Below are 25,765 nucleotides of genomic sequence, written 5' to 3'. Positions count from 1 at the left end.
CCGGCTTTGTTTATTCGCTAAGGTATCTGTCTACAAATGTTGCACAACAATATTATAAGAATTCTGAGCCAGCATAAGAGCGGATATACCATCATGAATTTCATTTTTTTGTGAACAATCGGGTTTTCCAATTGTTAAAAATGTAAATAAAATACTTTTTATTTGAAATAAAATTAAAATTTAACGATATTAATTCCTTTGCCTTACATTTTTAATAAAATTCGTGCTTATGAACAACTTAGAATTAAACGAAGTCCAACAACATTGGGATAGATTTATCTCCTCAGCCATTGCTTGGGCTCCTCGTATTATTACTGCCGTACTTTCTGCTTTACTTATTTATTTGGTAGGTTCATGGTCCGGAGTAATTCATAGAAGTAATTTAACAGCGTAGATCAACCTTGGATCTACGCTTTCTCATTTATATAAAATAAAATCGAGTGATCTTTTCCAAATCGACTTTTAATAAAGGTATTGTTATCCCTAGCTTGATCTTTATCATAGGGGTATGCCTGTTATCTGTGTTTCTTCCTACGTTGACTGTACGTCTGTTAGATACGGTCAAGGAATTTATTTTTGTTAACCTCAATTGGGTCTACGTCTGGGCTGTGACGCTGTTTGTTATCTTTCTGGTCTATCTGATGTTTAGCAAATTTGGAAAGACGAAGCTGGGTAGCAACGATAGTAAACCGGAATACTCGTTCTTCTCCTGGATTTCAATGCTATTCGCAGCGGGTATGGGTATCGGATTAATGTATTTTAGTGTAGCCGAGCCCATGCAGCATTATTCGACCGATGTCTTTGCAGCAAATCACTATATTAATCGCGCTAAAAATGCACAGCTGTATACGTTCTTTCACTGGGGTATCCATGCCTGGGCTATTTATGGCGTGGTAGGATTGGCTTTATCATACTTTGCCTACCGCTACCGACTGCCGCTTTCACTTCGCAGCTGTTTTTATCCGCTCTTAAAGAACAAGATCAATGGAAAAATGGGCAATGCCATTGATGTATTTGCGCTGTGCAGTACTTTCTTTGGTATTACCACGACCTTAGGATTTGGCGTGGTACAGGTGAATGCAGGCTTACAGACCTTGGGAATTGTGGCCGAAAGCAGTTTTACCTACCAGATCATTATTGTGGGGATCTTGACCCTGCTCTCAATTATATCCGCAACTTCAGGGGTGGATAAAGGCGTAAAGCTATTGAGTAGCATCAATGTCATCGCGGTGGTTGTACTTTTGTTGTTTGTGCTCTTTCTCGGGCCGACTGTTTATCTTATCGGAAGTTTTACAGAGGGGATCGGAAATTATATCAACAATTTTTTCGGTCTGACTTTCGATACACATGTTTATGACGAGGCCACCTTACCCTGGTTTTACAATTGGACGATTCTCTATTGGGCCTGGTGGATATCCTGGTCACCCTATGTGGGCCTGTTTATTGCTAAAATTTCAAAAGGGCGTACCATTCGCGAATTTGTCGCTGCCGTGCTGATTATCCCGACTTTATTTAATTTCATATGGATGTCTGTTTTTGGCAATAGTGCAATCTGGTTTGACATCAACATTGCAAAGGGTGCTTTGAGTGCTTTGGCAGATAATCCCGATGCATTGATGTTCAAGTTTTTGGATTTTCTGCCACTCTCTGAGCTGGTTAGTTACCTGGTCATTCTGATCATCGTCATATTTTTTGTAACCTCTGCAGATTCAGGAATACTCGTGATGAACAGTATCGCGACCAAGAATGCAGCCAGATCGCCCAAATGGCAGATGGTTTTTTGGGGAGCGCTACTGGCTATCCTGGCCCTGATGCTACTAAATACCGGGGGCTTGCAGGCCTTGCAGACCATGACGCTTATTACAGCTTTACCATTTTCTATGATTATGCTACTTTTCTGTGTCAGCTTGGTCAAAGCTCTTGTTATAGACCGCAGCTATTATGATCGGGATTTTTCGGTAAGCACTGTCCCTTGGTCGGGAGAATTTTGGAAGGACCGCTTAAAACAGATCATTTCGTTCAAAAGCAGTGCTTCTGTTGATCAATTTATCGATACGACGGTAAAGCTAGCATTCGAAGAACTTCAGTCAGAATTTAAACAGAATGGGATCGAAGCGAAGATCAAAAAAGTAGATAGTCCGGGCACTATTGAAATTGAAATCCGCTACGATGTGGTCAATAACTTTATATATGGTGTAAAGAACCAGGTAAAAGTAGTTTCGGATTATGTCATGGAAGAGGATAATCTACCCGATCTCGAAGACAAGAAAACTTATTTCCCAAAATCTTATTTTGGAGATGCCCGTGAGGGATATGATGTGCAGTATTTTACCAAGAATGAGCTGATCAGTGATGTGCTCAAACACTATGAACGCTTTTTGGAAATTATTTCCGAAGAGAAGAATGAAATGTTTATCAGCAGCAATGCAAATAAAAATTTAAGATGAAGGTCCAAAAGCGCACTGGTAAAGGATAAGGGATCATGGTCATGGCGCCAATAAGGCAAGCCAAAATTTCGTTTTTAATGTTCGCAAGGACAAGAGGTCGCAAATCGCTTGCTTTTTCCATGGAATAGAAATTAAAATGATTACATCAGATCATAGTTTAGTTCTATTACTTGAAGACTAGGTTGAGGATTATTTTTTCTTGGAGAAAAAGGATGAAGGTTTTTATAATAAATATTTGCACATTAGAAATATATATCGTAATATTGCGATATGATAAAATTGTAATGGGAATAACAAGGACAGAAATATACAGTGCAGAACACAACAAGCTGGGCTTGATGCTTAAAATACTTGGTCATCCTGCAAGGATTGCCATCCTCCAGTATATTATCGATCAGAAAACCTGTATCTGTAATGACTTGGTTGAGGAGTTGGGGCTTGCCCAGGCAACGATCTCCCAGCACTTAAAAGAACTTAAAAATATTGGCGTCATTCAGGGAACGATTGAAGGAAAGTCCGTCTGTTATTGCATTGACGAAAAAATCTGGAAAGAATTTCAAAAGCAGTTCAATTTGTTCTTTGACCAGGATGTCTGCGCCAGGAAATGCTGTTAGGCATTTTTTTTTATAATATCATCGTAAAATAGCAATATAACATTTAATTATAGGATCATGAAACTATCAGAAATCAAGGAAATCCTACAGGGATTAGAAAATGTAGCGTTTAAGCTGGAAGATGGTACATTTGTACCGGAGTACTTCCACGTAACCGAAGTTGGTCAGATCACCAAAAACTTCATTGACTGTGGCGGAGTGATCCGTAAAGAAAAGTCTGTCAATTTTCAGCTATGGAATGCGGACGATTACGAACATCGTCTAAAACCCGGAAAACTATTAAATATCATCAAACTTTCGGAAGAAAAGCTGGGGCTTGAAGACGGCGACATCGAGGTAGAATACCAAAGTGGTACGATCGGCAAATATGACCTCGGCTTTGACGGAAAGACATTTGTGCTGAAAAATAAGACCACGACATGCCTGGCGCAGGATGGCTGTGGGATCCCTGCTGAAAAACAAAAGATAAACCTCGTACAGCTCGGTGTCAATCCCGGTTCTTCATGTACCCCCGGAAGTGGCTGTTGCTAAAAATCGCGGCACAAAAGAAAAAATTAAGTCGAGAAAACATGAACGATAACATACTAAAAACAATAGGAGGATTTTCGGCTGAAAATGTGCCAGCGGAAAGGAAGATATGCCTACAACCCTTAATAGCCTATTTAAATGAGAAAGTGGACAATGGGGAACGTATCCGTTTAAATTTCATCTGTACCCACAATAGCCGCAGGAGCCACCTCTCGCAGGTATGGGCACAAACCATGGCCTATCATTTTGGATTGAAAGATCTGTTCTGCTATTCTGGCGGAACGGAAGCCACGGCGATGTTCCCGAAGGTCGCAGAAACACTCGCCAGCCAGGGTTTTGAGATCCTCCAATTGGCAGAGGGCAGCAATCCCGTCTATGCTGTTAAGTATGCCTTAAATGAACCGCCGATCATGTGCTTTTCAAAAGTTTACGACAACAGGTTCAATCCGGCGAGCGGATTTGGAGCTATCATGACATGTAGTAATGCCGATGAAGGGTGCCCCCTGGTGATGGGTGCCGAGGCAAGATTTTCTATAAAATATGAAGATCCAAAGATTTCGGATGGTACGCCCGAACAGACAGCAGTTTACCGGCAACGGAGCCTGGAGATTGCCCGCGAGATGTTCTACGTCTTTTCACAGATCAAAAAGTAACCTATGCAGCCAAAACTAAAATTTCTTGACCGCTATCTTACCCTATGGATATTTCTTGCTATGGCAATCGGCGTTGGGATAGGTCATTATTTCCCCGGAATAGCTCATGTTACGAACTCCCTTTCCGTTGGGGCAACCAATATTCCGCTGGCAATCGGTTTGATCCTGATGATGTACCCGCCACTTGCAAAGGTGGACTACTCGATTCTCCCGTTAGCGGTGAAGGATAAAAAGGCTATTGGCATTTCACTTTTACTTAACTGGGTCATCGGCCCAGTCCTTATGTTTGCACTGGCGGTTATTTTTTTACGGAATGAGCCTGACTATATGGTCGGATTGATCCTTATCGGACTGGCAAGGTGCATCGCTATGGTGATTGTCTGGAATGACCTGGCAAAGGGGAACAGGGAATATGCGGCCCTGCTAATAGCGCTGAACAGTATCTTTCAGGTTTTCACCTACAGCTTTATGGTCTGGTTGTTTATCAATATCCTGCCCAGTAAGTTGGGGTTGGCTGAATTCGACGTAAGTGTATCGATAAAGGATGTGACGCAAAGTGTTCTGATCTATCTTGGAATTCCCTTTTTGGCTGGATTTGTAAGCCGATATATACTGATCAGTATACATGGAAAAGAATGGTTCAACAGGAAGTTTATACCCAAGGTTTCACCTGTCACGTTATATGCATTATTCTTTACCATCGTGTTGATGTTCAGTCTCAAAGGTGGTAAAATATTGGAACTACCTATGGACGTTGTTAAAGTGGCTATCCCCTTGGTGATCTATTTTGTATCCATGTTTTTTCTCAGCTTTTTTATCAATCGATCGATGAATGTTCCTTATGAAAAGAATGCTTCTATTGCCTTTACTGCAACGGGAAATAATTTTGAACTGGCCATAGCCGTTGCTATAGCTGTATTCGGAATACACTCTCCGCAGGCTTTTGTAGGGGTTATCGGTCCGCTGGTGGAAGTGCCTGTCCTGATATTATTGGTAAGGGCAAGTTTATGGTTAAAGAGTAAGTATTATAGTTGATCCTGTAACCGGAGCAAAAATTGTTGTAAGTAGAACAACGGTGTCGAACAGCTCGGCAGCTGCCATATTACGACGACTATCAGTACTTGCAGAATAGGTTAAACTATTGTGCGCGTATCCGTCTACTGAGTAGTAAATCACAAGCTATACCGTAATCTACAGGCTGAAGGTTATTATCAGGAACTTGAATCAGGGATCAGTAAAGGTATGGTTTTAACCGACGCTTTGATCTAGCTTTTTTTGTAATACTAACATTCGAAGATGGATTCGAACTCCTTTTTTAGTTCTCAAATCTAGTCCGAAGTGATCTCCGGCCAGAAAGTGATATTGTTTACTATCTGTTGGAAAAGAAGAGATATATTTGTGATAGATATGTGTATTGCTGATTTCTATATGATTAAACGACAATTTTGTAGTTGTTGAGACGAACAACACACAATGAAGAATAAAAATAGTCGGAAAGCACATTTTTTTTTATTGAAAAACGAAAGTATTGTCTAAAAAAAAACGTTAATTTAGACCTGGAATTTAGCGATATCTACCTTATAAATTAAATGATGACCTAATAATACGATGAAAAGACAATTTTTATTATTTATTTTATGCCTGTTGACGCTTAAAACATTTGCTAACGATAGCAAAAAGCAAGAGGTTGATTCACTTTTGAAAAAAACAAAAGAATTAATTGATGCAGGCCAATTGTTACCGCATCTGGAAACTGCAATAGAAGCGCTTAATTTATCTAACGCAGCTAACTATGATGACGGAAAGGCAAAGTCGCGCTTTTATATAGCAGAAGGGCTTGTAAATCTGGGACTTTTCAAAGAGGGACTCAAGCATCTTGAACTTATTAAGAGTACGAACCATTATAAGGAGAAAATACTTATGCAATCCGAAGTACATCGGGTGTTGGGAAGAGCTTACGGCGGGCTAATGTTGTATCAGCAAGCCGTACGGGAATTTCGTTTACAGTTGGGCTTAATCAAGAATCTAACGGGCCTGAAACAAAAACTATCCTATCAGTTTACCTATGAAAATTTAAGTGTTGTTTTCGATCATTTAAAACAACTCGACTCCGTGGAAAAATATAGCCTTCTTCAATTGGAAAACTTGCGAGATTTTGATGAAAAAAAAGAACCAATGCGTTATTTGATCGTTTATGATAATTTGGGACAGTTATATCTTAACAAACGTGATTTCTCGAACGCGCAACGATACCTGGATAAAGCCATGGCGCTCGTGGAAAAATATAAAATTCCAGTATTGTTTAATACAATGCAACTTTCTGGGAATTTGGAACTAGCGAAAGGAAATTATAAACAAGCAGCGGTTTTTTATGAAAAGAGTCTAGAAAATAAAAGAAAGATCGGTATCAGAAATGGAATTAAAAATTCCTATAGGCAGTTAGCTGATTGTTATCGAGAGGGCAATTTAGACAAAACTAAAGCCGATGAATACGAAATGGCCTTTAGCCGGCTCAACGATTCTTTGGAAAGGGAAAATAGACAGGTCGTTGATCAGGTGCTCAATCAGATTTTGAAATTAAAAGACGAGGAATCTGATACCAAGGTATCGAAATCTCTTAGGATTTCAATAATCATCCTGATAGTGCTTATTATTGCCGTTACATTTTTTGTATGGCGCGTAAGGCACAACCGTAAGCTGTTGGGACAAAAGGAAGAGGCGCTACAGGAAACAGAAACCCTCAACAAGGAGCTTACAGAGCAGATCGGCGAAAACAAGTTCAATAATCTGATCGACCTGGCCAAAAGTAATAATCCGGAATTCCTGACATTATTTGCTGAACTCTACCCGCAGTTTATCCAGGCCCTGAAAACCCTTGACCCCAATATCAGAACGACGGAACTGGAGTTTTGTGCCATGGCTTTTCTTAATTTTTCGACAAAGAACATCGCGGAATATACCTTTGTCACGATCCGGGCTGTACAGGTTCGCAAGAACAGGTTGCGCAAGAAGCTTGAAATCCCTTCGGATGCAGATTTCAACACCTGGATGCGCGGGTTGGCAGAGAAGGGATAATGTTGAGTTTGATAACAGCCTGAGGAATCTTTTTGTAGCGGAAATGTAGGAAATAATTGAAAACGATGGGGAATTAATTAAGTTTGTAGTATAGCGCGTATATCATGCATTCTTTTTATTTCTATTGTTTATTTGTCAGTTCGTTGATCAGTAGCTCCCTCCTTGGGCAATCACTGTATCAGCCTTCTTTTCGGAATATTTCGTTGGGAACGAATGCAAATACGGTGCATTCCTTTGCGCAGGATAGTTTGGGAATGCTCTGGCTGGGCAGTAATAATGGTCTTTTTAATTACGATGGCTATTCTTTACAGGCGCTCACCGGGGCCAAATCTCCTTTTCAGACCTTTGTCTACTGTATTGCGCTGATAGACGACAAGCGCTTTGCGCTGGGTACCGGACAAGGTGTGCTGCTTTACAATTATCAGCAAGATCGCTTTGAATCTTTTCCGGCAGGTGGGCCTTCGGATGTCAGGGCTTTACTACGCGCGGGTGATAAATTGTGGATAGGTTCGATCGCTGGTTTATACTGCTATGATATCGCGACGCGGCAGCTTGTGGATTATGGCAAATCTGTCGCTAAAAATAAGATCAAAACTGCTGTTTATGCCCTCGATCAGGTCGGGGATAGGCTCTTAATCGGTACGTATAATGGGCTCTTTGAATTGAACCCTGCCAAAAAAGAGGCATTGCCGTTGGTACTCCCTGATTATAGACCGGGAAGCAATCAATTTGTGAATTCGATATTTACCATCAAGGGGTCTACCAAAACTTTTATCGGGACCGAATACGGCCTGTATCTGTATGAAAATAGCTCCTCTACGCTCCGAAAGACCCCGGTGCTTCAGAATCATCCGATCAAGGCAATGGCCTCCAAGGACAAAAGCACTTTACTCGTGGGGACGGATGATGGTCTGTTTAGCTATCAGCTGGATCGGCAGTTGGTCACGCGGATTAAACATGATTCGCGCAATAGAAACTCACTGGCCAACAATATAGTATGGAGTATCTTTAAAGACCGATCGGAAAATATCTGGCTGGGCACCGATCTCGGCTTTTCCTTATGGTCAAACCGTAAGGTGGAAAAAATATTACCCATCTACCAATTGACGTCAAGCAGTGACGGCAACCGTTTTTACAAAATTTCAAAGGACCGCAAGGGATGGTACTGGCTGGGCGGGGATAATGGCTTGATCCGTAGCCATGGATTGGGCGGCCGCGCTTCGGAAAGCTTTTGGTATCGCATGGATGCCAAGGACTATCGTCTGACCCATAATCGTATTCGGGATATTTATGAGGATCGTAGCGGTTTGGTGTGGATTGCTTCTGATGGCGGAGTAAATGTTTTTGATGCCCATAGCCAGCAATTCAGAAACTTTACGATCTTAGACGCCAGTGGGCGAAGAAATGCAAAGTGGGCGTACGATATTCTGGAAGATGAGGCGGATAATCTGTGGATTGCCTCCTACATGGGGGGGATATTTGTCGTCAACCGCAATACGCTATTGGAAACAAAGGGGCCAATCACGGCAAGCAAGAATTTTAGTAAAGCGGACGGGCTTTTGGAAGATTTTGCCAACCAGATCGTCGACAATGGCCGGGGCAAGATGCTGGCCTTATTTTATAATAAGGGTATCAGTAGCATTGATAGGGGCACCGGCAAGATAAGTGAATTGAAAGATAATGCCGGACAGTCCTTTACGCGGGCGACCTTTATGCTGAAAGATAAGCAGCACACGCTATGGATAGGTGAGCACGGCGAGCTAAGACAGATCGGCGCAGAAGGGAAAAGTAAACGGATTCGCTTTGACCCTGTTGGTAGGGGCGAGGTCACAGCCATGGTCGAAGTGGATGACGCTATTTGGGTGGCCACAAATGCTGGGGTCTGGCAGATCAATAAGAAAAGCCTCAAAGCCGAACTGCTGCGCTATGGACAACGGATTTCGTCCATGTATTACGATGCCGAAAGGGCTGAGGTGGTGCTCGGTGGAATTGATGAAGTGGTGTTGCTACCTGCCCAAAAGGAGCCTGAAGGTATCGGGCGATCAAAAAAGATCGTACTTACTGCAATGTATATCAACAATGAACTTTTCGGTAATTATGGCTATGGCTTACGTTACCGCAATGAAATTACGTTGGATCACGATCAGAACAACCTTAGGCTTGAATTTTCGGACTTGGACTACGGAAATCATCCCGGCTATCGCCTGGCCTATGCCTTTAAAGGTCAAAACGAAACCTGGATCCCCATGGAACGTGGCGATAATAAGGTGCTGCTATCCAATTTAAATTCGGGTAGCTATGATTTACAGTTGGCCAAAGTGGATATTGCTGGCCATGTTGTTTCTGAAATTTATACCTATCATATCCGGATTCGCTATCCTTGGTATGCCTCATATTGGGCTAAGGGCGTTTATATGCTTATCGCAGTCTGCCTGTTGTTTTGGATCGTCAATTTTTTCCGGGTGCGCAATACCTTGAAATGGGAGCGGCGGGAGCGACGGAAGGTGCTCGAATTAACAAAGATGAAAATGGACTTTCTGGCAGCCATATCACATGAGCTGAAAACACCATTGAGCTTAATCCTGGCGCCCGTGAGCCAACTGATGCGGCAGACAAAAAACAGCGATAAAAAGAAACAGCTGGATGGCGTACACCGAAATGCCTTAAAAATCAGTCACCTGATTCAGGAACTCATGACCTTTGATCGGGTGGAGCAGCAGGAAACACCGCTGCAGGGACTGCTTACATCACAGATTGACCTTGTGCCTTATCTCAGGCAGATCACCGAAGACTGGCAGCAGCTCCCTGAGTATACAACCCTCGCCATTCGATTTGATAGTGATTTGGAAAGTTTTTTTGTACAAACGGATGTGGCCAAACTGGGATCGATCGTCAATAACCTGCTTGCGAATGCCTGCAAATACAATCGGCCGGATGGAAGGGTGGATGTTTCCCTGCGGGCAAGGGATACCGACGTGCAATTGGTCGTGGAGGATACCGGAATTGGAATCGCTTTGGATGACCTGCCTTATGTTTTTAGCAAATTCTACCGCTCTTCCTTAAAAGAGGTGAGTGGGGTGCAGGGGACCGGGGTCGGCTTATTCTTGGTCAAAAGCTATTGTGATCAGTTGGGCTGGAACATCGGGATAGCAAGTAATCAGGAGGGAACCAAAGTGACACTTCACTTGAAACTAGCTCGCATAGACGATACGTACAAGGAGGATAACCCTAAGGTAGATGCGGGAAATCGTGATCGGGGCGACAAACCTAAACTGCTGATCGTCGAAGATAATGCCGAACTTGCTGATTTCTTGGTAAACGCTTTACAAACGACGTATGATTGTAGCATTGTAGGGGACGGCCGTCAGGCGCTGCACTTGATCGATGGACATACTTTTATGCCCGATATTGTCATCACGGACGCCATGATGCCCAATATGGGTGGAATTGAAATGGTCAGAAAGCTTCGCCAAAATACGGCTACAGCAACAATACCGATCATCCTGCTGACGGCACAGCATGATGACCTGATCCAGCGCGAATGGGTGACGGCCGGAGTAGATGCTTATATGACCAAACCTTTTGATTTGGAAATCCTCCAGATGCAATTGCTCCAGCTATTGGACAGAAAAGAAAAACTCGTAACGCAATTGCGTATCGACGAAATCAGCAAACCAGCGGAGCCTCTCGCTGTGCAATCGCCAGATGAAAAGTTCCTGACACAGGTGACACAGCGCATCGAAGAGCATATCGATGATTCTGAGTTTTCGGTTCAGCGCCTCAGCGACCTGACGGATGTGGCCGCCAAACAGCTTTACCGCAAGATCAAACAGCTGACAGGCTATACACCGGTAGAATATATCCGTAGCATCCGCATCAAAAAAGCAGCCTTATTGCTGCAGCAAAAAAAGTTTACCGTGGCTGAAGTCATGTATATGGTCGGTTTCTCCAATGCTTCGTATTTCTCAAAATGCTTTCAGTCGGAATTTGGTATGCCGCCAAAGTCTTATATGGATAGTTTTAAGTAAGTTGTTGATGTTTAGTTTTTTTTGGGTTTTGATCCAAATTGGACAAGCGAAAAATGTCTAATTTGTGTTGTTCTTTGTCCGATTTGTAGCTTTAAAAGATCGTATGGATTGATAGGTTTGCAATAGTAATAACCAGAAAATTATAAATCGATACAATCCATGCGTGTAATTATTTTATGCTGCTTTGCTCTTTTGGGGTATATTAAATCCTATGCACAGATTAAGGTCAACAAAAAGGTGCCAACGGTATTTGTCGACCCTCAGGGTGTGATGCGTTGGTCTGATACCAAAGCGGAGGCATCCTTTTATGGTGTCAACTATACAGTCCCTTTTGCCCATGCTTACCGTGCGCTGCGCGAAAAGGGGATTGACCATAAGCAGGCCATTGACCGTGATGTTTACCATTTTGCGCGTTTGGGATATAATGCTTATCGCATCCATATCTGGGATGTTGAAATCTCGGATAAAAATGGAAACCTGATCAGTAATGAGCACCTGGACCTGCTGGACTATTTATTTTTTAAGCTCCAGCAAAAAGGGATCCGTATCCTGATTACGGGCATGACCAATTTTGGTAACGGTTATCCGGAACGGAATGAAAATACGGATGCATTCACCTACCACTATGACAAATGCCAGGTGCATGCCCACCCTGATGCTATAGCTGCTCAGGAGCGGTATATCGGACAATTGCTGCGCCATGTCAATCCTTATACTGGTCAGTCCTATTTGGAGGATCCGTACGTCATTGGCTTCGAGATCAATAATGAACCTTGTCACATGGGGGCTGTGCAGACCACCTCGGCCTACATTGCGCGCATGGTTGCGGCGATGAAGAAAAGTGGAAATAAAAAGCCGATCTTTTACAATGTAAGCCATAACATGGAACATGTTTCGGCTTACTTCAATGCCGATATCCAGGGCACCACCTACCAATGGTATCCTGTCGGGCTGGTGGCCGGGCGGCAACGCCAAGGCAATTTTCTGCCCTATATCGATCAATATGCCATTCCATTTTCAAACCTGAAGGGATTTGCCAGTAAAGCCAAGGCGGTCTATGAGTATGATCCTGCGGATAACCTCTACAGCTATATGCATCCCGCGATGAGCCGTACCTTCCGTTCGGCTGGATTTCAATGGATCACCCAGTTTGCTTACGATCCAATGGACATCGCAGCCTATAATACCGAATATCAGACGCATTATCTCAATTTGGCCTACACTCCTGCAAAAGCGATCAGTACGATGATTGCTGCCGAAGTGGCTTATCATATACCAAGAAACCAAAAATTTCCGCCCTATCCCCAAAATACGGCGTTTGGCAATTTCCTGGTCAGTTATGAACAGGATCTCTCGCTGATGAATGCGCCCGATAAGTTTTTTTATAGCAATGATACTAAGGTCAAGCCGGTACAGCCGCAAAAGCTACAGCATATTGCTGGCCGGGGTTCTTCTCCTGTTGTAAACTACGCGGGCTCGGGGGCTTATTTTTTGGACCGTCTGGAAGATGGACTATGGCGTTTGGAAGTGATGCCGGATGCCGAAAAAATTGCGGATCCCTTTGCCAAGCCCTCGCTCAACCGTGAGGTCGTGCATATCTTATACCGGCCGCAAGAGATCGCTATCCGGATCCCTGATTTGGGCGAGCGCTTTACGGTGCAGCCACTTTTGGGCCAGCATGACGCCACAAAGGCCATTGTTGTAGATGCAACGACCTTTGTCGCCCAGCCTGGCGTTTATCTCTTAAAACGTAAGGATCTACAGCTGTATACGAGCTGGACTGCATCCTCAATATGGAAAAATGGCCGTCTGGACGACTATTATGCACCGAAGACCGAGCCGCTGAAGCAGCCGATCTTGATCCATCAGCAGCCGGAAGTATTGGAAAAAGGCCGCTCGGCAAAATTGCAGTTCCGCCTGGTCTATGAGCAACAGCCTGACTCGATCATATTACAGACGGATCAGGTCTCGTTTTGGAAAGACAATAATCCCTACATCAAACTGGTCGCCAAAGACCAGGATACCTATGAAGCGGAAATACCGGCATCCTGGTTATCAGGAAATGAATTGAAATATACCGCTACTGTATTCGTCGGTGGCAAACAAGTGACCTACCCGGACAATCGTGCCGGTGCTCCGCTCGATTGGGATTATAGCGTCAAACGGTATTGGACGGTTGAATTGTACGAACAGCATGCCCGGATTCCATTGTTCGAATCGCTTGACAAGGCGTCTTCTTTCGAAAGCTTTGCGATCCCCGAAACGGCTCATATGACTTCGGTGCGGCAACAGCAGGATCTGGGACAGATCCCTGTTTGGACGTATACGTTTCAGGCAAAGGATGCCGGAGCTCAATATTTTTGGGTAAAGGATATTAAAGCAGTGGCGCAGGGAAGGCCTGCGGGACTGGCTGCTGCCAGACAGCTTTGCCTTCTATTAAAGTATACGGGGCAAGGGGCTGCACTCAAAGCTGGTTTTGTGACAAAAAATGGTTATACCTATATGAAAGATATTCCGCTTGGTTCGGCAGAAACAACGGTTCGTATCCAGCTGGCGGATCTACAGCTCGTGCCTACAGCCTTGTTGCCTGCGCCTTATCCCGTCTTTCTTGAACGGTTTTTTAAACCGGCTGTTCCTGCTGAGTTTGACAGCATGGATATCGAAAAGCTGATCGTATCGGGACAGCAGATGGAGGGGCAATCTTTATCCATTGGGGCTGTATGGCTGGAGTAGCCGGACAATAAACTGCAGCGGTCGTACAACCTGGCGGGCAATGGGGCCAACGATCTGGTTGGAGTAGCCTGGCTGGACTATTTGTAGCCGCAGGCAGCGCTATCATAAGGGGAATAACGTGAAATAGAAACAATTGTAAACGAATATAAATCTAAGTAAAATGAAGGGTTTTGCATTTAAAACAAGTTTATTGGGCTTGTCATTGCTATCCTGTCTTGGGGAAACGCAGCTACAAGCAGCAACGGGTGCAGAAAGCAGGTGGATAGGGTTGATGCAACAACAGGATATCCGCGGTGTGGTGCGTAACGAGCAAGGACAAGGGATGGCGGGCGTGACGGTTTTGGTGGCTGGAACTACGGTGGGTACCTCCACGGCAAGTGACGGTTCGTACCGCATTGCTTTACCGAAAGGGAAATCGCAGCTGCTATTTTCCATGGTGGGCTATAGCAGCCAGACCTTGACAGTGGCGGGTACGACGCTGAACGTTAACATGCTGCCGGCCGGAAATGTTTTGGAAGAACTGGTGGTGGTGGGCTACGGCAGTACAACTAAAAAGGACCTGACAGGTGCGGTCAATACCGTCGGGAGCAAGGATTTTAATGGCGGACTGGTGGGCTCTCCCGAGCAGCTGATCAATGGTAAAACGGCTGGCGTGCAGGTGATGTCCAACAGTGGTTCGCCCTCTTCTGGCAGTACCATACGGATCCGCGGTGGTGCTTCATTAAGCGCTAGCAATGATCCATTGATCGTATTGGACGGCGTCCCCTTGGAGACGGGTGGAATTAGTGGCAACAGCGGCAATTTTCTGAGTTTGATCAATCCCAATGATATTGAAAGCATGACGGTGCTCAAAGATGCATCTTCTACAGCGATCTATGGATCGCGTGCCTCAAACGGTGTTTTGTTGATCACAACAAAAAAAGGAAAGGGCGATGCGCTCCGGCTGTCTTTTTCCTCTATTGTATCCATGCAGCAGGCGCTGGGGGTAGCTGATATGATGTCGCGCGATGAGTTTGCCGAGCTGATCAATAGCAAGGGGACAGCGGCACAGAAAGCTTTACTGGGCAATAGTTCGACTGATTGGTTGTCTGAGGTATTTCAGCAGGCCATGGGTACGGATAATAACCTGAGTTTACAGGGAAAGATGGGGAAGGTCCTGCCTTTTCGTGCCTCAGTGGGGTATTATAACCAGCAGGGTACCCTGCGGACGGACAAAACGGAACGTATGACCGGCGCATTGGTCGTCAACCCTACATTTTTCAATAAACACTTGACCGTAAACCTGAATGTCAAAGCTGCACGGAACAACAACAGTTTTGCCAATACCGACGCCATATGGTCTGCTGTGGCTTTTAATCCCACACAACCGATCTACTCGGGTGAGGATGCTTATGGGGGCTATTATGAGAGCCTGGATAATGCTGGACTGCCGGCAACAGGAGCCAATCTCAATCCGCTGGGGCTACTTAAGCAGGAGAAACACCGCAGTACGGTCAATCGAGCTGTAGGTAACCTTGACCTGGACTATAAATTACATATGCTGCCGGAATTAAAAGCTCACGTAACTTTGGGATATGACTATGCCAAAGGAAATGGGTCCAACCTGATCCCGGCAAGTGCGGCCAATAATTTCACAGTCGGTGGTGCTTTTGACCGCTATGAGCAGACGCTCAAGAATAGGCTGTTTACCGGCTATTTAAATTACAATAAATTCTTTTCGGACATCAAGAGTACAATTGATGTGACCGCGGGCCATGATTATCAATATTGGAGCGCAAAGCGGCCGCCAATCGTGTACTATAATGAGGCTGGCGATAATATACGCTCTACGGCAATTGCATCGGACGAGCGCCATACCTTGATCTCCTGGTATGGCCGGATCAACTACAACTATGACAGCCGTTATTTGCTGACGGCCACCATTCGAAAGGATGGAACCTCGCGCTTCAGTCCCGAAAACCGCTGGGGGACATTTCCCTCGGTCGCTTTGGCCTGGCGCCTCTCACAGGAGTCGTTCATGAAAGGAATCTCCTTCCTGAACGACCTAAAACTTCGTGCCAGCTATGGCGTGACGGGGCAACAGGAGGGCATAGGGAATTACGAATATCTGCCGGTCTATAATTTGGGAACGGCTTACGCGCAATACCGCTTTGGCGATCAGTACCATCTGGTGTACCGCCCGTCGGTGTATAACCGGGATCTACGCTGGGAAACGACCAAGGCTTTTAACTATGGTTTGGATTTTGCCCTGTGGAAGAACAGGATTTCGGGTTCGGTGGAGTATTACACGAGAAAAACACATGACTTGCTGGCCAATGTCCCAGTGGCTGCAGGAACAAACTTTGACCAGAATGCCACCATTAATGTGGGCAATGTGGAAAGCCGCGGATTTGAATTCCAATTGAATACGGTCCCCGTAGAAAAGGATAATCTGCGTTGGGAAGTTAATTTCAATGCGACCAACCAGCACACAAAAGTGACCAATATTGCATTGGTTCAGGATGCGAATGCTGTGGGGACCTATGTAGGTCCGAATGTCAGTGGCCGAGGAATTCAAATCCTCACGACTGGTTATCAGCCTAATATGTTCTATGTCTATAAACAGCTCTATAATGAAGCGGGCAAACCCCTGGAAGGTGTTTATGCGGACCTGAATGGGGATGGAGCCATCAATGAAAAAGATCTGTACCGCTATCAGTCTCCGGCGGCAAAATGGCTGTTTGGCTTCAATACGCAATTGACCTATAAAAAATGGACTGCAGCAACCACCCTGCGGGCAAATGTCGGAAACTATGTGTTTAACAATACAAAAATGAACCTGAGTGCCTGGGAGACCTTGCAATATGTGGACCCGGCGATCAATAACTTACATCGTGACTATTTCAATACTGGTTTTCAAACGAGGCAATATTATTCGGATTACTATGTCGAAAACGCATCCTTCCTCCGCATGGAAAACCTTTCGGTGAACTATAATTTTGGCAAGGTCGGGAAGATATCGAGCCTACGTGTGGGTGCGGTGGCACAGAATGTCTTTATTGTGAGCAACTATAGTGGAATGGACCCTGAGGTTCCGAGTGGATTTGACAGTTCATTCTATCCACGCTCGCGGACGTTTTCGTTAAGCCTCAATTTGGATTTTTAAGCGATACCTGAAAAATAGATAAATAGTTGAAAAACAAATGAAAAGGATGAAAAAGATAAGAATATATTGTTTTAGATTGCTGAGCATGATTTTGCTGCTGCAGTCCTGTACAAAAGACTTGAACCAATACCCTACGGTGGAGACGACCTCAGAGTCGGTATACACCTCGGTGGATGGCTACCGGGCTGTGCTTGCCAAATTATACGGCTCGTTTGCTGTAGCGGGCAATGGCCGTGGGGATGCCGATCCGGATATGGCGAGCAGCACCGCATCCTGGGGCTACCTTCGGGTGTATTTTAACCTACAGGAGGTACCGACGGATGAGGTGATCTATACCTGGGCCGGAGGAGACAACATGACCGATATCCAGTATATGACCTGGGGTGCTTCGGATACATGGGTCAATGCGATGTATTACCGGATTTACTATACGGTAGCGATCTGCAACGAGTTTTTACGGAATGCAACAGCGGAAAAATTGGCAGCCTTCAGCTCGACTGAACAGGCTCAAATTGCTGCTTTTGCCGCCGAAGCGCGTTTTCTGCGTGCATTGGCTTATAGCCATGCCATGGATCTTTATGGAAATGTTCCTTTTGTAACAGAAAAGGATCCGGTAGCGGCATTTTTCCCGCCAAGGATGACAAGGGGCGATCTTTTCGCATTTATTGAAAAAGAATTGACCGAAGTAGCTATGCTGCTACCTGAAGCTCGCCAGAATGAATATGGACGTGTGAGCCGTGCTGCGGCATGGTCTTTATTGGCTAAGAATTATTTGAATGCGCAAGTTTATACGGGCACCGCGCGCTATGCGGACTGCCTAAATTATGCCAAGAAAGTAATCGATGGCGGATACGCGCTACATTCCAATTACAAGCAGCTGTTTAATGCAGACAATGATAAACGTACAAATGAGATCATTTTTCCGATTCAGGCTGATGTGGCGCATACGACGACCTGGGGTGCCACCACTTATCTGGTCAATGGCCCGATTGTAGGCAGCATGAAAGCATCAGATTATGGTGTGCTGTCGGGCTGGAACAGTTTCCGTACCTTACGTGAATTTGTCGCCTTATTTCAGGCGCAAGATAAAAGGGGGGATTTTTGGAAAAATGGGCAGTCACTGGATGTCGAAGACCCGGGGGCGTCAAGCCAGGGCTATGGCATAGTTAAGTTTACAAATTTGAACGATGATGGCAGCTATAAAACGGATGAAGGATTGGTGAGCACTGATTTCCCGATGATCCGCCTGGCTGATGTCTATCTGATGTATGCCGAAGCGGTATTGCGTGGCGGTGGCGGCAGTGTACAGGAAGCCATTACGCTGGTCAACCGTCTTCGTGAACGTGCCTACGGAAATGCTACTGGATCTATTGATCAGGCGCAGCTGACACTGGATTTTATCCTGGCGGAAAGGGGCCGGGAATTGTTCTGGGAGTGCACGCGTCGTACAGACCTGATCCGGTTTGGACGATTTACCGGCAACGCGTACCTCTGGCAATGGAAAGGCGGTGAAATAAATGGCCGCAGTGTGGATGCTAAATTTAACCTGTATCCAATTCCGACGACGGATATGAGCGCAAACCCCAATCTGGTACAAAATCCGGGCTATTAATGGTTGAATTTGGTTAACGACACAGGAATAGGCTAACATGGGATATTCCATATGGCCTTTTAACGATAAATATTGACACATGAAACAATTGACACTCTATATCTTGGCATTGCTCTTTGTGGCCTGTAAAAAGGAAGGCGGAATGCCTGCCGTCACTGGCATCAGGCCAGCTGTATTGCACAGCAGCACGCAGGAGCTTACCTTAAAGGCCACGGACCGAAAAGCCGTCGCACTGCAACTTGTATGGGATGAGGCGATCTTGCAGAGTGATGCGGCAATGGCGCAATCGGCACTGAAAAATAAGATTGAGATTGCTGCTGATGCTTCTTTTTCAACCCTCGCGAAAAGCATTGAACAGGAGGCTAGTGCAATCAGTTATACCCATGAGCAGCTAAACAGTCTTGTATCAGGTATGGGATTTGTACCCGGCGAGAAAAAAGCGCTTTATGTCCGCATTGCCTCGCGACTGGGAGCCAATACGGATTGGCTTTATAGCAACGTGGTCTCCATTGCGGTTACCGCCTATGCACCCATCCAGGATGCTGCTTATCTCTATCTGGCGAATAAGGAGCTAAACCAATTTTCTTGGAAACTGTGTTCGCGCAAAGAAGATGGGGTTTACGATGGATTTGTACGGCTCGACCAATGGTATAATTTTTATTTCACAAACGAAGAAAGTGCAAATGCTTCGCTGATCTATGGTTCCTATCCACTGGACGGTAGCCAATATATCCTATATAGCGGGGCAGACCGTTGGAACTGCTGGACGAGCCTGGGCGGCTACCTGTACCTAACGGCTGACATCAATAAGATGAGCTGGAAGGAAACCTCCGTGGAGTCGCTGGCTGTGACCGGTGATTTTAATGGTTGGAGCGCCACGGCCACTCCGATGGCTTATGATCAGGCGGCAAAGGTATGGAAAGCAACAATTACAACTACGGCAGCCGAACAATGGGGCATTAAAGTATTGATCAACGGCAGCTGGACCTGGTTTTTTGGTGCAGCGGAAGGTGAGGGTAACTGTGCATTATACACGGCCGATGGAAGTGGATTTGCCTACGATAAGGTGGGTACGTATACCCTGATCCTCGATCTGACTGATCCAAAGCAATTCAAATATCATGTGGAGTAGTCATTTTAGGTTATAACACGCTATAAAAAAAGGATTTAATGAAAGCACTAAAAATAGGGATGGCATTAGGCTTAATAGGTTTGTATTTTGGCCTGTCAAGTTGCAGCGACAAGGATAATCTTGTGCCAGCCGAAAATACAACGCATTTGGCCAAAGGAGCGGATGTCAGCTGGATGACGGAAATGGAGGCTGCCGGAGTGCAGTTTTTTAACGCCGGGGGTGCAGCGGTGGACGGGCTCAAGCTACTGCATGGACTTGGAATGGATGCGGTACGCCTGCGGGTATGGGTAGATCCCGAACGGGGCTGGTGTAATCAACATGATGTATTGGTCAAAGCACGTCGGGCGCATCATTTGGGGATGCGTGTAATGGTAGATTTCCATTACAGCGATACCTGGGCGGATCCTGGGCAGCAAACAAAACCTGCGGCCTGGAAAGGCTTAGCATTTGATGGCTTAAAGAAGGCTGTAAGCGACCATACCACTGCGGTATTGCAATTGCTGAAGGACAATGGCATTGAACCGGAATGGGTACAGGTGGGCAATGAAACCGGAGATGGGATGCTGTGGGAGGAGGGTAGAGCCTCGGTCAGCATGGCTAACTATGCTGCTTTGAACAATGCAGGCTACGATGCGGTGAAAGCTGTTTTTCCAGCGGCTAAAGTCATCATACACCTCCATAATGGCTACGACAATGCGCTGTTCCGCTGGATGTTTGATGGGCTGAAAAATAACGAGGGAAAATGGGATGTGATCGGGATGTCACTGTATCCAACAAAAGATAATTGGAAAGAACGTAATACTGCCTGTGTCGGCAATATCAAAGATATGATCGCACGGTACAACACGCAGGTAATGATCTGTGAGGTGGGCATGAGCTGGGATGAGGCAGATACGGCCGAAATCTGGCTCAACGATCTTTTCAGTGCGGTGGAGGCAATCCCCGATCACAACGTGCTGGGCATATTTTATTGGGAGCCCTTGGCGCACAATGGCTGGAATGGTTATACCTTAGGCGCCTTGGATAATAATGGACGACCGACAAAGGCATTGAATGCATTTAAATAATAGTATATTTATACGCTTTAAACGGCGAATGATCAGCTTAAACGACAGACGACAAACACCTGAATGATGAAATTACTGCATGCTACTTACTTTCTGTTCCTTTTGTTCTTCTTTATTCCGACAACATCACAAGGACAGCTGACCCGAAACTCTTTTTTACTGGAGAAAAACTGGCGTTTTTTTCAGGGTGAGGTCGATCGGGGCGAGTCCACTGCGCTGAATGATGCTACCTGGCAACATGTTACCGTACCGCATGACTGGGCTATTTATGGGCCTTTTGACCGTGCACATGATTTGCAGGATGTGGCCGTAACACAGAATGGGGAGAAGAAGGCTTCCGTAAAGACGGGCCGGACAGGTGGTTTGCCCTATGTCGGTGTGGGCTGGTATCGCAATCAGTTCAATATTCCTCAATTTGACGCCAACACAAAACGTGTGGTCCTGAAATTTGATGGCGCCATGAGTGAGGCTCGGGTTTATGTCAATGGAAAAGAAGCGTGCTTCTGGCCGTACGGCTATAATGCTTTTCATTGTGATGTGACGGAGCTGTTGCATGCCGATGGAATGAACAACAAGCTTGCTGTGCGCCTGGAAAATAAAGTACAGTCCTCGCGCTGGTATCCGGGAGCGGGTCTCTACCGCAACGTCCATGTGATCGTTACCGAAAAGGTGCATGTGCCGGTCTGGGGTACGTATATAACGACGCCCTTTGTGTCGGATAGCCTGGCTTCGGTGAAACTCGAAACTAGCCTGAAAAATGCTGATGGCAAATTGGTACGGATGGTGACAGCCATCACCGACGCGAAGGGGCGTGTGGTGGCGCAGAAGGAAAATCAACAAAAAATAAACTACGGCAAGCCTTTCGTACAAAATTTTGAGGTGACGAACCCTGCGCTATGGAGCCCAGAACATCCCAATCTGTATCGGGCATCAACACTAGTATATATCGATGGCAAATTGACGGATAACTTTGAAACCCGCTTTGGGATTCGGGAGGTCCGTATCATTGCGGATAAAGGATTTATGCTAAATGGTAAAATTCGAAAATTTCAGGGGGTCTGCAATCATCATGACCTCGGTCCCTTGGGGGCTGCAATCAATGTCTCGGCCTTGCGCTACCAGTTGGAGTTGCTCAAAGATATGGGCTGTGATGCCATTCGTACGGCGCACAATATGCCCGCTCCGGAGTTAGTGGCGCTCTGCGATGAATTGGGCCTGATGATGATGATCGAGCCTTTTGACGAGTGGGATATTGCCAAATGCAAGAATGGTTACCATCGCTTTTTTGGGGAATGGGCAGAACGCGACATGGTCAATATGATCCATCATTTTAGAAACAATCCTTCGGTGGTGATGTGGAGCATCGGAAATGAAGTGCCGACGCAGTGTAGTGCCGAAGGGTATAAGGTTGCTTCATTTTTGCAGGATATCTGCCATCGTGAAGATCCTACGCGGCCTGTTACCTGCGGGATGGACCAAGTGACCTGTGTACTGGAAAATGGTTTTGCCAGTCTGCTGGACGTCCCGGGGCTCAACTACCGTACGCACCGTTATGAAGAAGCTTATGCCAAATTGCCACAAAACCTTGTGCTGGGTTCGGAAACGGCCTCAACGGTGAGTTCCCGTGGTGTATATAAATTTCCGGTCGTGAAAAAGGGAGACATGCTATATCCCGACCATCAGTCTTCTTCCTATGATATGGAACATTGTTCCTGGTCAAACTTGCCGGATGAGGACTTTGCATTGGCCGAAGACCATCATTGGACCATGGGGCAATTTGTCTGGACTGGTTTTGATTACCTCGGCGAACCATCGCCTTACGATACGGATGCCTGGCCCAACCACAGTTCAATGTTTGGCATTATTGATTTGGCGAGCATACCCAAGGACCGCTACTACCTCTACCGAAGCCTTTGGAATAAAAATGAACATACCTTGCACATACTGCCCCATTGGACATGGCCTGATCGTGTAGGGCAACAAACTCCGGTATTCGTGTATACGGATTATCCAAGTGCCGAACTATTTATTAACGGTAAGAGCCAGGGAATACAACGAAAAAGCAAAGCATCACGCGAAGAACGTTACCGCCTAATGTGGATGAATACGGTTTACGAACCCGGAGAAATCAAAGTGGTGGCCTACGATGAAAATGGAAAAGCCGCAGATGAGAAGATTGTACAGACAGCTGGAAAACCGTACCAGATAAAAATGGAGACGGCGCACGGCACTCTTGCTGCAGATGGCCGCGCATTGGCTTATATTCGCGTTAAGGCAGTGGACAAAGATGGGAATTTGTGCCCACATGCAGACGGGCTGGTACAGTTTGAGGTAAAAGGAGCCGGTACATTCAAGGCTTTGGCCAATGGCGATCCGACCAACCTTGAGGCTTTTCATAAGCCACAGATGCACTTGTTTAACGGACAGCTTACATTGATCGTGCAGGCTGCCGAAGAGGCGGGTAAGATCCAGGTACAGGCGCAAAGCAAAGGCCTAAAAAAAGATGTATTGCTTGTTAATGCCGTTGCCGCGCCTTAAGGACTGGATTTTAGCCTTGGTTAGGGTTAATGGGGTAAAGGCGGGTAGGCTGCCAACGACAATTGGCGTTGGTCCCGTACTCGTGTGTATCAAGAGAATTAGATGCAGAAACTTGATAAATTGTAAATTTGGAGTTTTACCTGTGATTAACTACCTTTAGAGACCTAATAAAAGCATCGATTTGAAAAGCAATGGTCTCGTAGATACTTCAATAATTAATCGCCTCAAGGATGGAGATGAATTAGCCATGAAGGAATTGATCACGACATATAAAAGCACGTTAGCGCAGTCGATGATGCGTATCCTTAAGTCGCAGGAAGAGGTAGAGGATCTGCTGCAGGAGCTATTTATCCGTATTTGGACACGTAGGCAGGATATCAATACTGAGCTGTCTTTTCATGCTTTTATATATAGGATCGCGGGTAATTTGGTATACGATCGATTGCGTAAGTTAGCGCATGAAAAACGTCTTGTTGCAGACTATTTTACTCACCTTACTGAAGTTTATTCCCATATCGAGGAGGGGGTTTTTAATCAGGAAACCAAAGATATTTTAAATCAGGCAATTGAACAGTTGCCAGAGCAGCGCCGACGTGTTTTTATACTTTGTAAGATTGAAGGCCGAAGTTATGAAGAAGTAAGCCGCTTATTGTCAATCTCGGTGGCAACAGTAAATACCCATATCACAAACGCGAATATGACGCTTAGAAATTATTTTCAGCAGCGACCTGATTTGTCTTTCCTTATTGTGCTGGCACTGCTTTCTGCGAAATTGTTGAACACTTAACAATTTCTTAAACCTAATTTTATATTTTCTTTATTTTTTTTTGAATTCACTTCATTGGTTTTTCATTTCCAAACGTATATGTAAGAAAAGAACGTATGCAAAACCCTAGATTTGAAGAGCTGTTCAATAAATATCTGAACGATGCGCTAACCAAGGATGAAATGTTAGAATTTCAACTTTTGTTGGCGTCAGATGATCAGGAACGAGCTCTACGTTCGTTGATCGACAATGAAATATCGGCTAATGTGGAAGAGTATCCACATGTTGAACTGAATTGGTTTGCAGAATTGGAAACTAATGTATTGGCAAATATAAGAAGCACTCGATCTAAAACCCGCTATTTAAACTGGAATTGGAAGAAAACGGTAGCTGCAGCGGCACTCTTAGTCGTCAGTATCGGAGCGTCTTTGTGGATGCTGTCACGTTTGGATAACGATGAGCGAAATACGATAAAACCGGGTACGAGTATTGCCTCATTACGGCTCGCCGACGGAAGAGAAATTGCGCTCAGTAATAAACACGAAAGTATCGTTCTTGGCGATGAGCTCATGTACGCGGATGGGGCTTCCGTCGAAGGTTTGGAAAGCCATGAATCGATACATCAGGACATGGTAATCACGGTACCGAAAGGTGGGACCTACCACATCATATTAGCAGACGGGTCTAAGATCTGGTTAAATTCGGACTCCAGATTGACGTATAAAATCAGAAGTAAAGAACAACCTAGAGAATTGGACCTGGAGGGAGAAGCTTTTTTTGAGGTGGCTACAAGATATATTATTCAGAACAACAAGCGGATCAAAGTGCCTTTTCTCGTTAAGACGTCCACTCAGACAGTGCAAGTATTGGGTACAGCATTTAACATTTCGGCCTATTCGGGCGAGGCTACTCGGACTACTTTGGTCGAAGGTAAAGTGGCTATTAATATAAAAGGAAATAAAAAGCTACATCAACTGCAACCCAATCAGCAGGCGATTGTCCAGAATAACAGCATTACTTTTATTCCGGTTGATCCAGTAAATTATGTCTCGTGGAAAGATGGCACATTTACCTTTTCTGATGAAGACCTAAATCATATTTTGAATCAAATAGGCCGCTGGTATAATGTACAGGTGAAATATGAGGACGAAAGTTTACGAAAACTGAAGTTTGAAGGGGTATTACCCCGTAACCAGAATTTAACTTTTGTATTGGACGCCTTAGCGAGTACCGGTGAAGTCCAATTTACTGTTCATTCGAATACCGTATACGTGAAAAGAAAATAGATTTTATAAACCAGCTAAAATACCCGATAGCCTATGAAGTAAGAAAAGCGACAAAAAGATAACGTATGGACAGTAAAAATAATCAGGAGCGTTGGAGCGCTCCCGATCATTAAGTTAGCCGTTATCAAACCATCTTGAAAA

At 45.1% G+C, this 25,765-nt stretch carries 16 protein-coding genes; all 16 read left to right on the top strand.

Annotation, left to right across the window (positions count from 1 at the left end; genetic code table 11):
• Positions 1–229: 229 nt before the first annotated feature.
• The gene (locus tag DCO56_RS04755) at positions 230–394 is read left to right on the top strand and encodes a hypothetical protein (protein WP_181390454.1); all 165 of its coding nucleotides are present in this window, start codon (positions 230–232) and stop codon (positions 392–394) included.
• A 46-nt stretch (positions 395–440) separates the two neighbouring features.
• Entirely contained in the window at positions 441–2,447 is a 2,007-nt protein-coding gene (locus DCO56_RS04750; protein ID WP_108632556.1) for a BCCT family transporter, read from the top strand.
• 284 nt (positions 2,448–2,731) lie between these two features.
• Positions 2,732–3,061, top strand: a complete 330-nt coding sequence (locus tag DCO56_RS04745; RefSeq protein WP_108632948.1) for an ArsR/SmtB family transcription factor — start codon at positions 2,732–2,734, stop codon at positions 3,059–3,061.
• A gap of 57 nt (positions 3,062–3,118) precedes the next feature.
• Positions 3,119–3,592, top strand: a complete 474-nt coding sequence (locus tag DCO56_RS04740; RefSeq protein ID WP_108632555.1) for a DUF6428 family protein — start codon at positions 3,119–3,121, stop codon at positions 3,590–3,592.
• Between the two features lie 38 nt (positions 3,593–3,630).
• Positions 3,631–4,242, top strand: a complete 612-nt coding sequence (locus DCO56_RS04735; RefSeq protein ID WP_108632554.1) for an arsenate-mycothiol transferase ArsC — start codon at positions 3,631–3,633, stop codon at positions 4,240–4,242.
• Positions 4,243–4,245: 3 nt separating this feature from the next.
• A complete protein-coding gene (gene arsB, locus DCO56_RS04730) occupies positions 4,246–5,277 on the top strand; it encodes an ACR3 family arsenite efflux transporter (protein ID WP_108632553.1) in 1,032 nt (343 codons plus the stop codon).
• Between the two features lie 573 nt (positions 5,278–5,850).
• Positions 5,851–7,317, top strand: coding sequence for a tetratricopeptide repeat protein (locus DCO56_RS04725; protein WP_108632552.1), 1,467 nt, complete (start codon positions 5,851–5,853; stop codon positions 7,315–7,317).
• Between the two features lie 104 nt (positions 7,318–7,421).
• Complete coding sequence (locus DCO56_RS04720) at positions 7,422–11,345, top strand: ATP-binding protein (RefSeq protein WP_108632551.1); 3,924 nt, start codon at positions 7,422–7,424, stop codon at positions 11,343–11,345.
• A gap of 159 nt (positions 11,346–11,504) precedes the next feature.
• Complete coding sequence (locus tag DCO56_RS04715) at positions 11,505–14,078, top strand: hypothetical protein (protein ID WP_219929311.1); 2,574 nt, start codon at positions 11,505–11,507, stop codon at positions 14,076–14,078.
• 160 nt (positions 14,079–14,238) lie between these two features.
• Positions 14,239–17,223: a SusC/RagA family TonB-linked outer membrane protein gene (locus DCO56_RS04710; protein WP_219929310.1), complete on the top strand. Its 2,985-nt coding sequence runs from the start codon at positions 14,239–14,241 to the stop codon at positions 17,221–17,223.
• Positions 17,224–17,269: 46 nt separating this feature from the next.
• Entirely contained in the window at positions 17,270–18,835 is a 1,566-nt protein-coding gene (locus DCO56_RS04705) for a RagB/SusD family nutrient uptake outer membrane protein (protein WP_108632550.1), read from the top strand.
• Positions 18,836–18,914: 79 nt separating this feature from the next.
• Positions 18,915–19,967 carry a DUF5111 domain-containing protein gene (locus tag DCO56_RS04700; protein WP_108632549.1) on the top strand — a complete coding sequence of 351 codons (1,053 nt, stop codon included), beginning with the start codon at positions 18,915–18,917 and terminating at the stop codon, positions 19,965–19,967.
• A gap of 38 nt (positions 19,968–20,005) precedes the next feature.
• Positions 20,006–21,034, top strand: a complete 1,029-nt coding sequence (locus tag DCO56_RS04695) for a glycoside hydrolase family 53 protein (RefSeq protein ID WP_108632548.1) — start codon at positions 20,006–20,008, stop codon at positions 21,032–21,034.
• Between the two features lie 63 nt (positions 21,035–21,097).
• A complete protein-coding gene (locus DCO56_RS04690) occupies positions 21,098–23,572 on the top strand; it encodes a glycoside hydrolase family 2 TIM barrel-domain containing protein (RefSeq protein ID WP_108632547.1) in 2,475 nt (824 codons plus the stop codon).
• A gap of 181 nt (positions 23,573–23,753) precedes the next feature.
• Complete coding sequence (locus DCO56_RS04685) at positions 23,754–24,359, top strand: RNA polymerase sigma factor (RefSeq protein ID WP_108632546.1); 606 nt, start codon at positions 23,754–23,756, stop codon at positions 24,357–24,359.
• Between the two features lie 95 nt (positions 24,360–24,454).
• Positions 24,455–25,624, top strand: coding sequence for a FecR family protein (locus DCO56_RS04680; protein WP_108632545.1), 1,170 nt, complete (start codon positions 24,455–24,457; stop codon positions 25,622–25,624).
• Positions 25,625–25,765: the final 141 nt, after the last annotated feature.

Origin of the sequence: Sphingobacterium athyrii, assembly GCF_003071065.1 — a bacterium.
GTDB lineage: Bacteria > Bacteroidota > Bacteroidia > Sphingobacteriales > Sphingobacteriaceae > Sphingobacterium > Sphingobacterium athyrii.
This window is presented reverse-complemented; position numbering and strand designations above follow the sequence as displayed.

Coding starts and splice junctions, on each gene's coding strand:
- DCO56_RS04755 (WP_181390454.1), top strand. CDS start 230: ATGAACAACTTAGAATTAAACGAAGTCCAACAACATTGGGATAGATTT.
- DCO56_RS04745 (WP_108632948.1), top strand. CDS start 2,732: ATGGGAATAACAAGGACAGAAATATACAGTGCAGAACACAACAAGCTG.
- DCO56_RS04740 (WP_108632555.1), top strand. CDS start 3,119: ATGAAACTATCAGAAATCAAGGAAATCCTACAGGGATTAGAAAATGTA.
- DCO56_RS04735 (WP_108632554.1), top strand. CDS start 3,631: ATGAACGATAACATACTAAAAACAATAGGAGGATTTTCGGCTGAAAAT.
- arsB (WP_108632553.1), top strand. CDS start 4,246: ATGCAGCCAAAACTAAAATTTCTTGACCGCTATCTTACCCTATGGATA.
- DCO56_RS04725 (WP_108632552.1), top strand. CDS start 5,851: ATGAAAAGACAATTTTTATTATTTATTTTATGCCTGTTGACGCTTAAA.
- DCO56_RS04720 (WP_108632551.1), top strand. CDS start 7,422: ATGCATTCTTTTTATTTCTATTGTTTATTTGTCAGTTCGTTGATCAGT.
- DCO56_RS04715 (WP_219929311.1), top strand. CDS start 11,505: ATGCGTGTAATTATTTTATGCTGCTTTGCTCTTTTGGGGTATATTAAA.
- DCO56_RS04710 (WP_219929310.1), top strand. CDS start 14,239: ATGAAGGGTTTTGCATTTAAAACAAGTTTATTGGGCTTGTCATTGCTA.
- DCO56_RS04705 (WP_108632550.1), top strand. CDS start 17,270: ATGAAAAAGATAAGAATATATTGTTTTAGATTGCTGAGCATGATTTTG.
- DCO56_RS04700 (WP_108632549.1), top strand. CDS start 18,915: ATGAAACAATTGACACTCTATATCTTGGCATTGCTCTTTGTGGCCTGT.
- DCO56_RS04695 (WP_108632548.1), top strand. CDS start 20,006: ATGAAAGCACTAAAAATAGGGATGGCATTAGGCTTAATAGGTTTGTAT.
- DCO56_RS04690 (WP_108632547.1), top strand. CDS start 21,098: ATGATGAAATTACTGCATGCTACTTACTTTCTGTTCCTTTTGTTCTTC.
- DCO56_RS04680 (WP_108632545.1), top strand. CDS start 24,455: ATGCAAAACCCTAGATTTGAAGAGCTGTTCAATAAATATCTGAACGAT.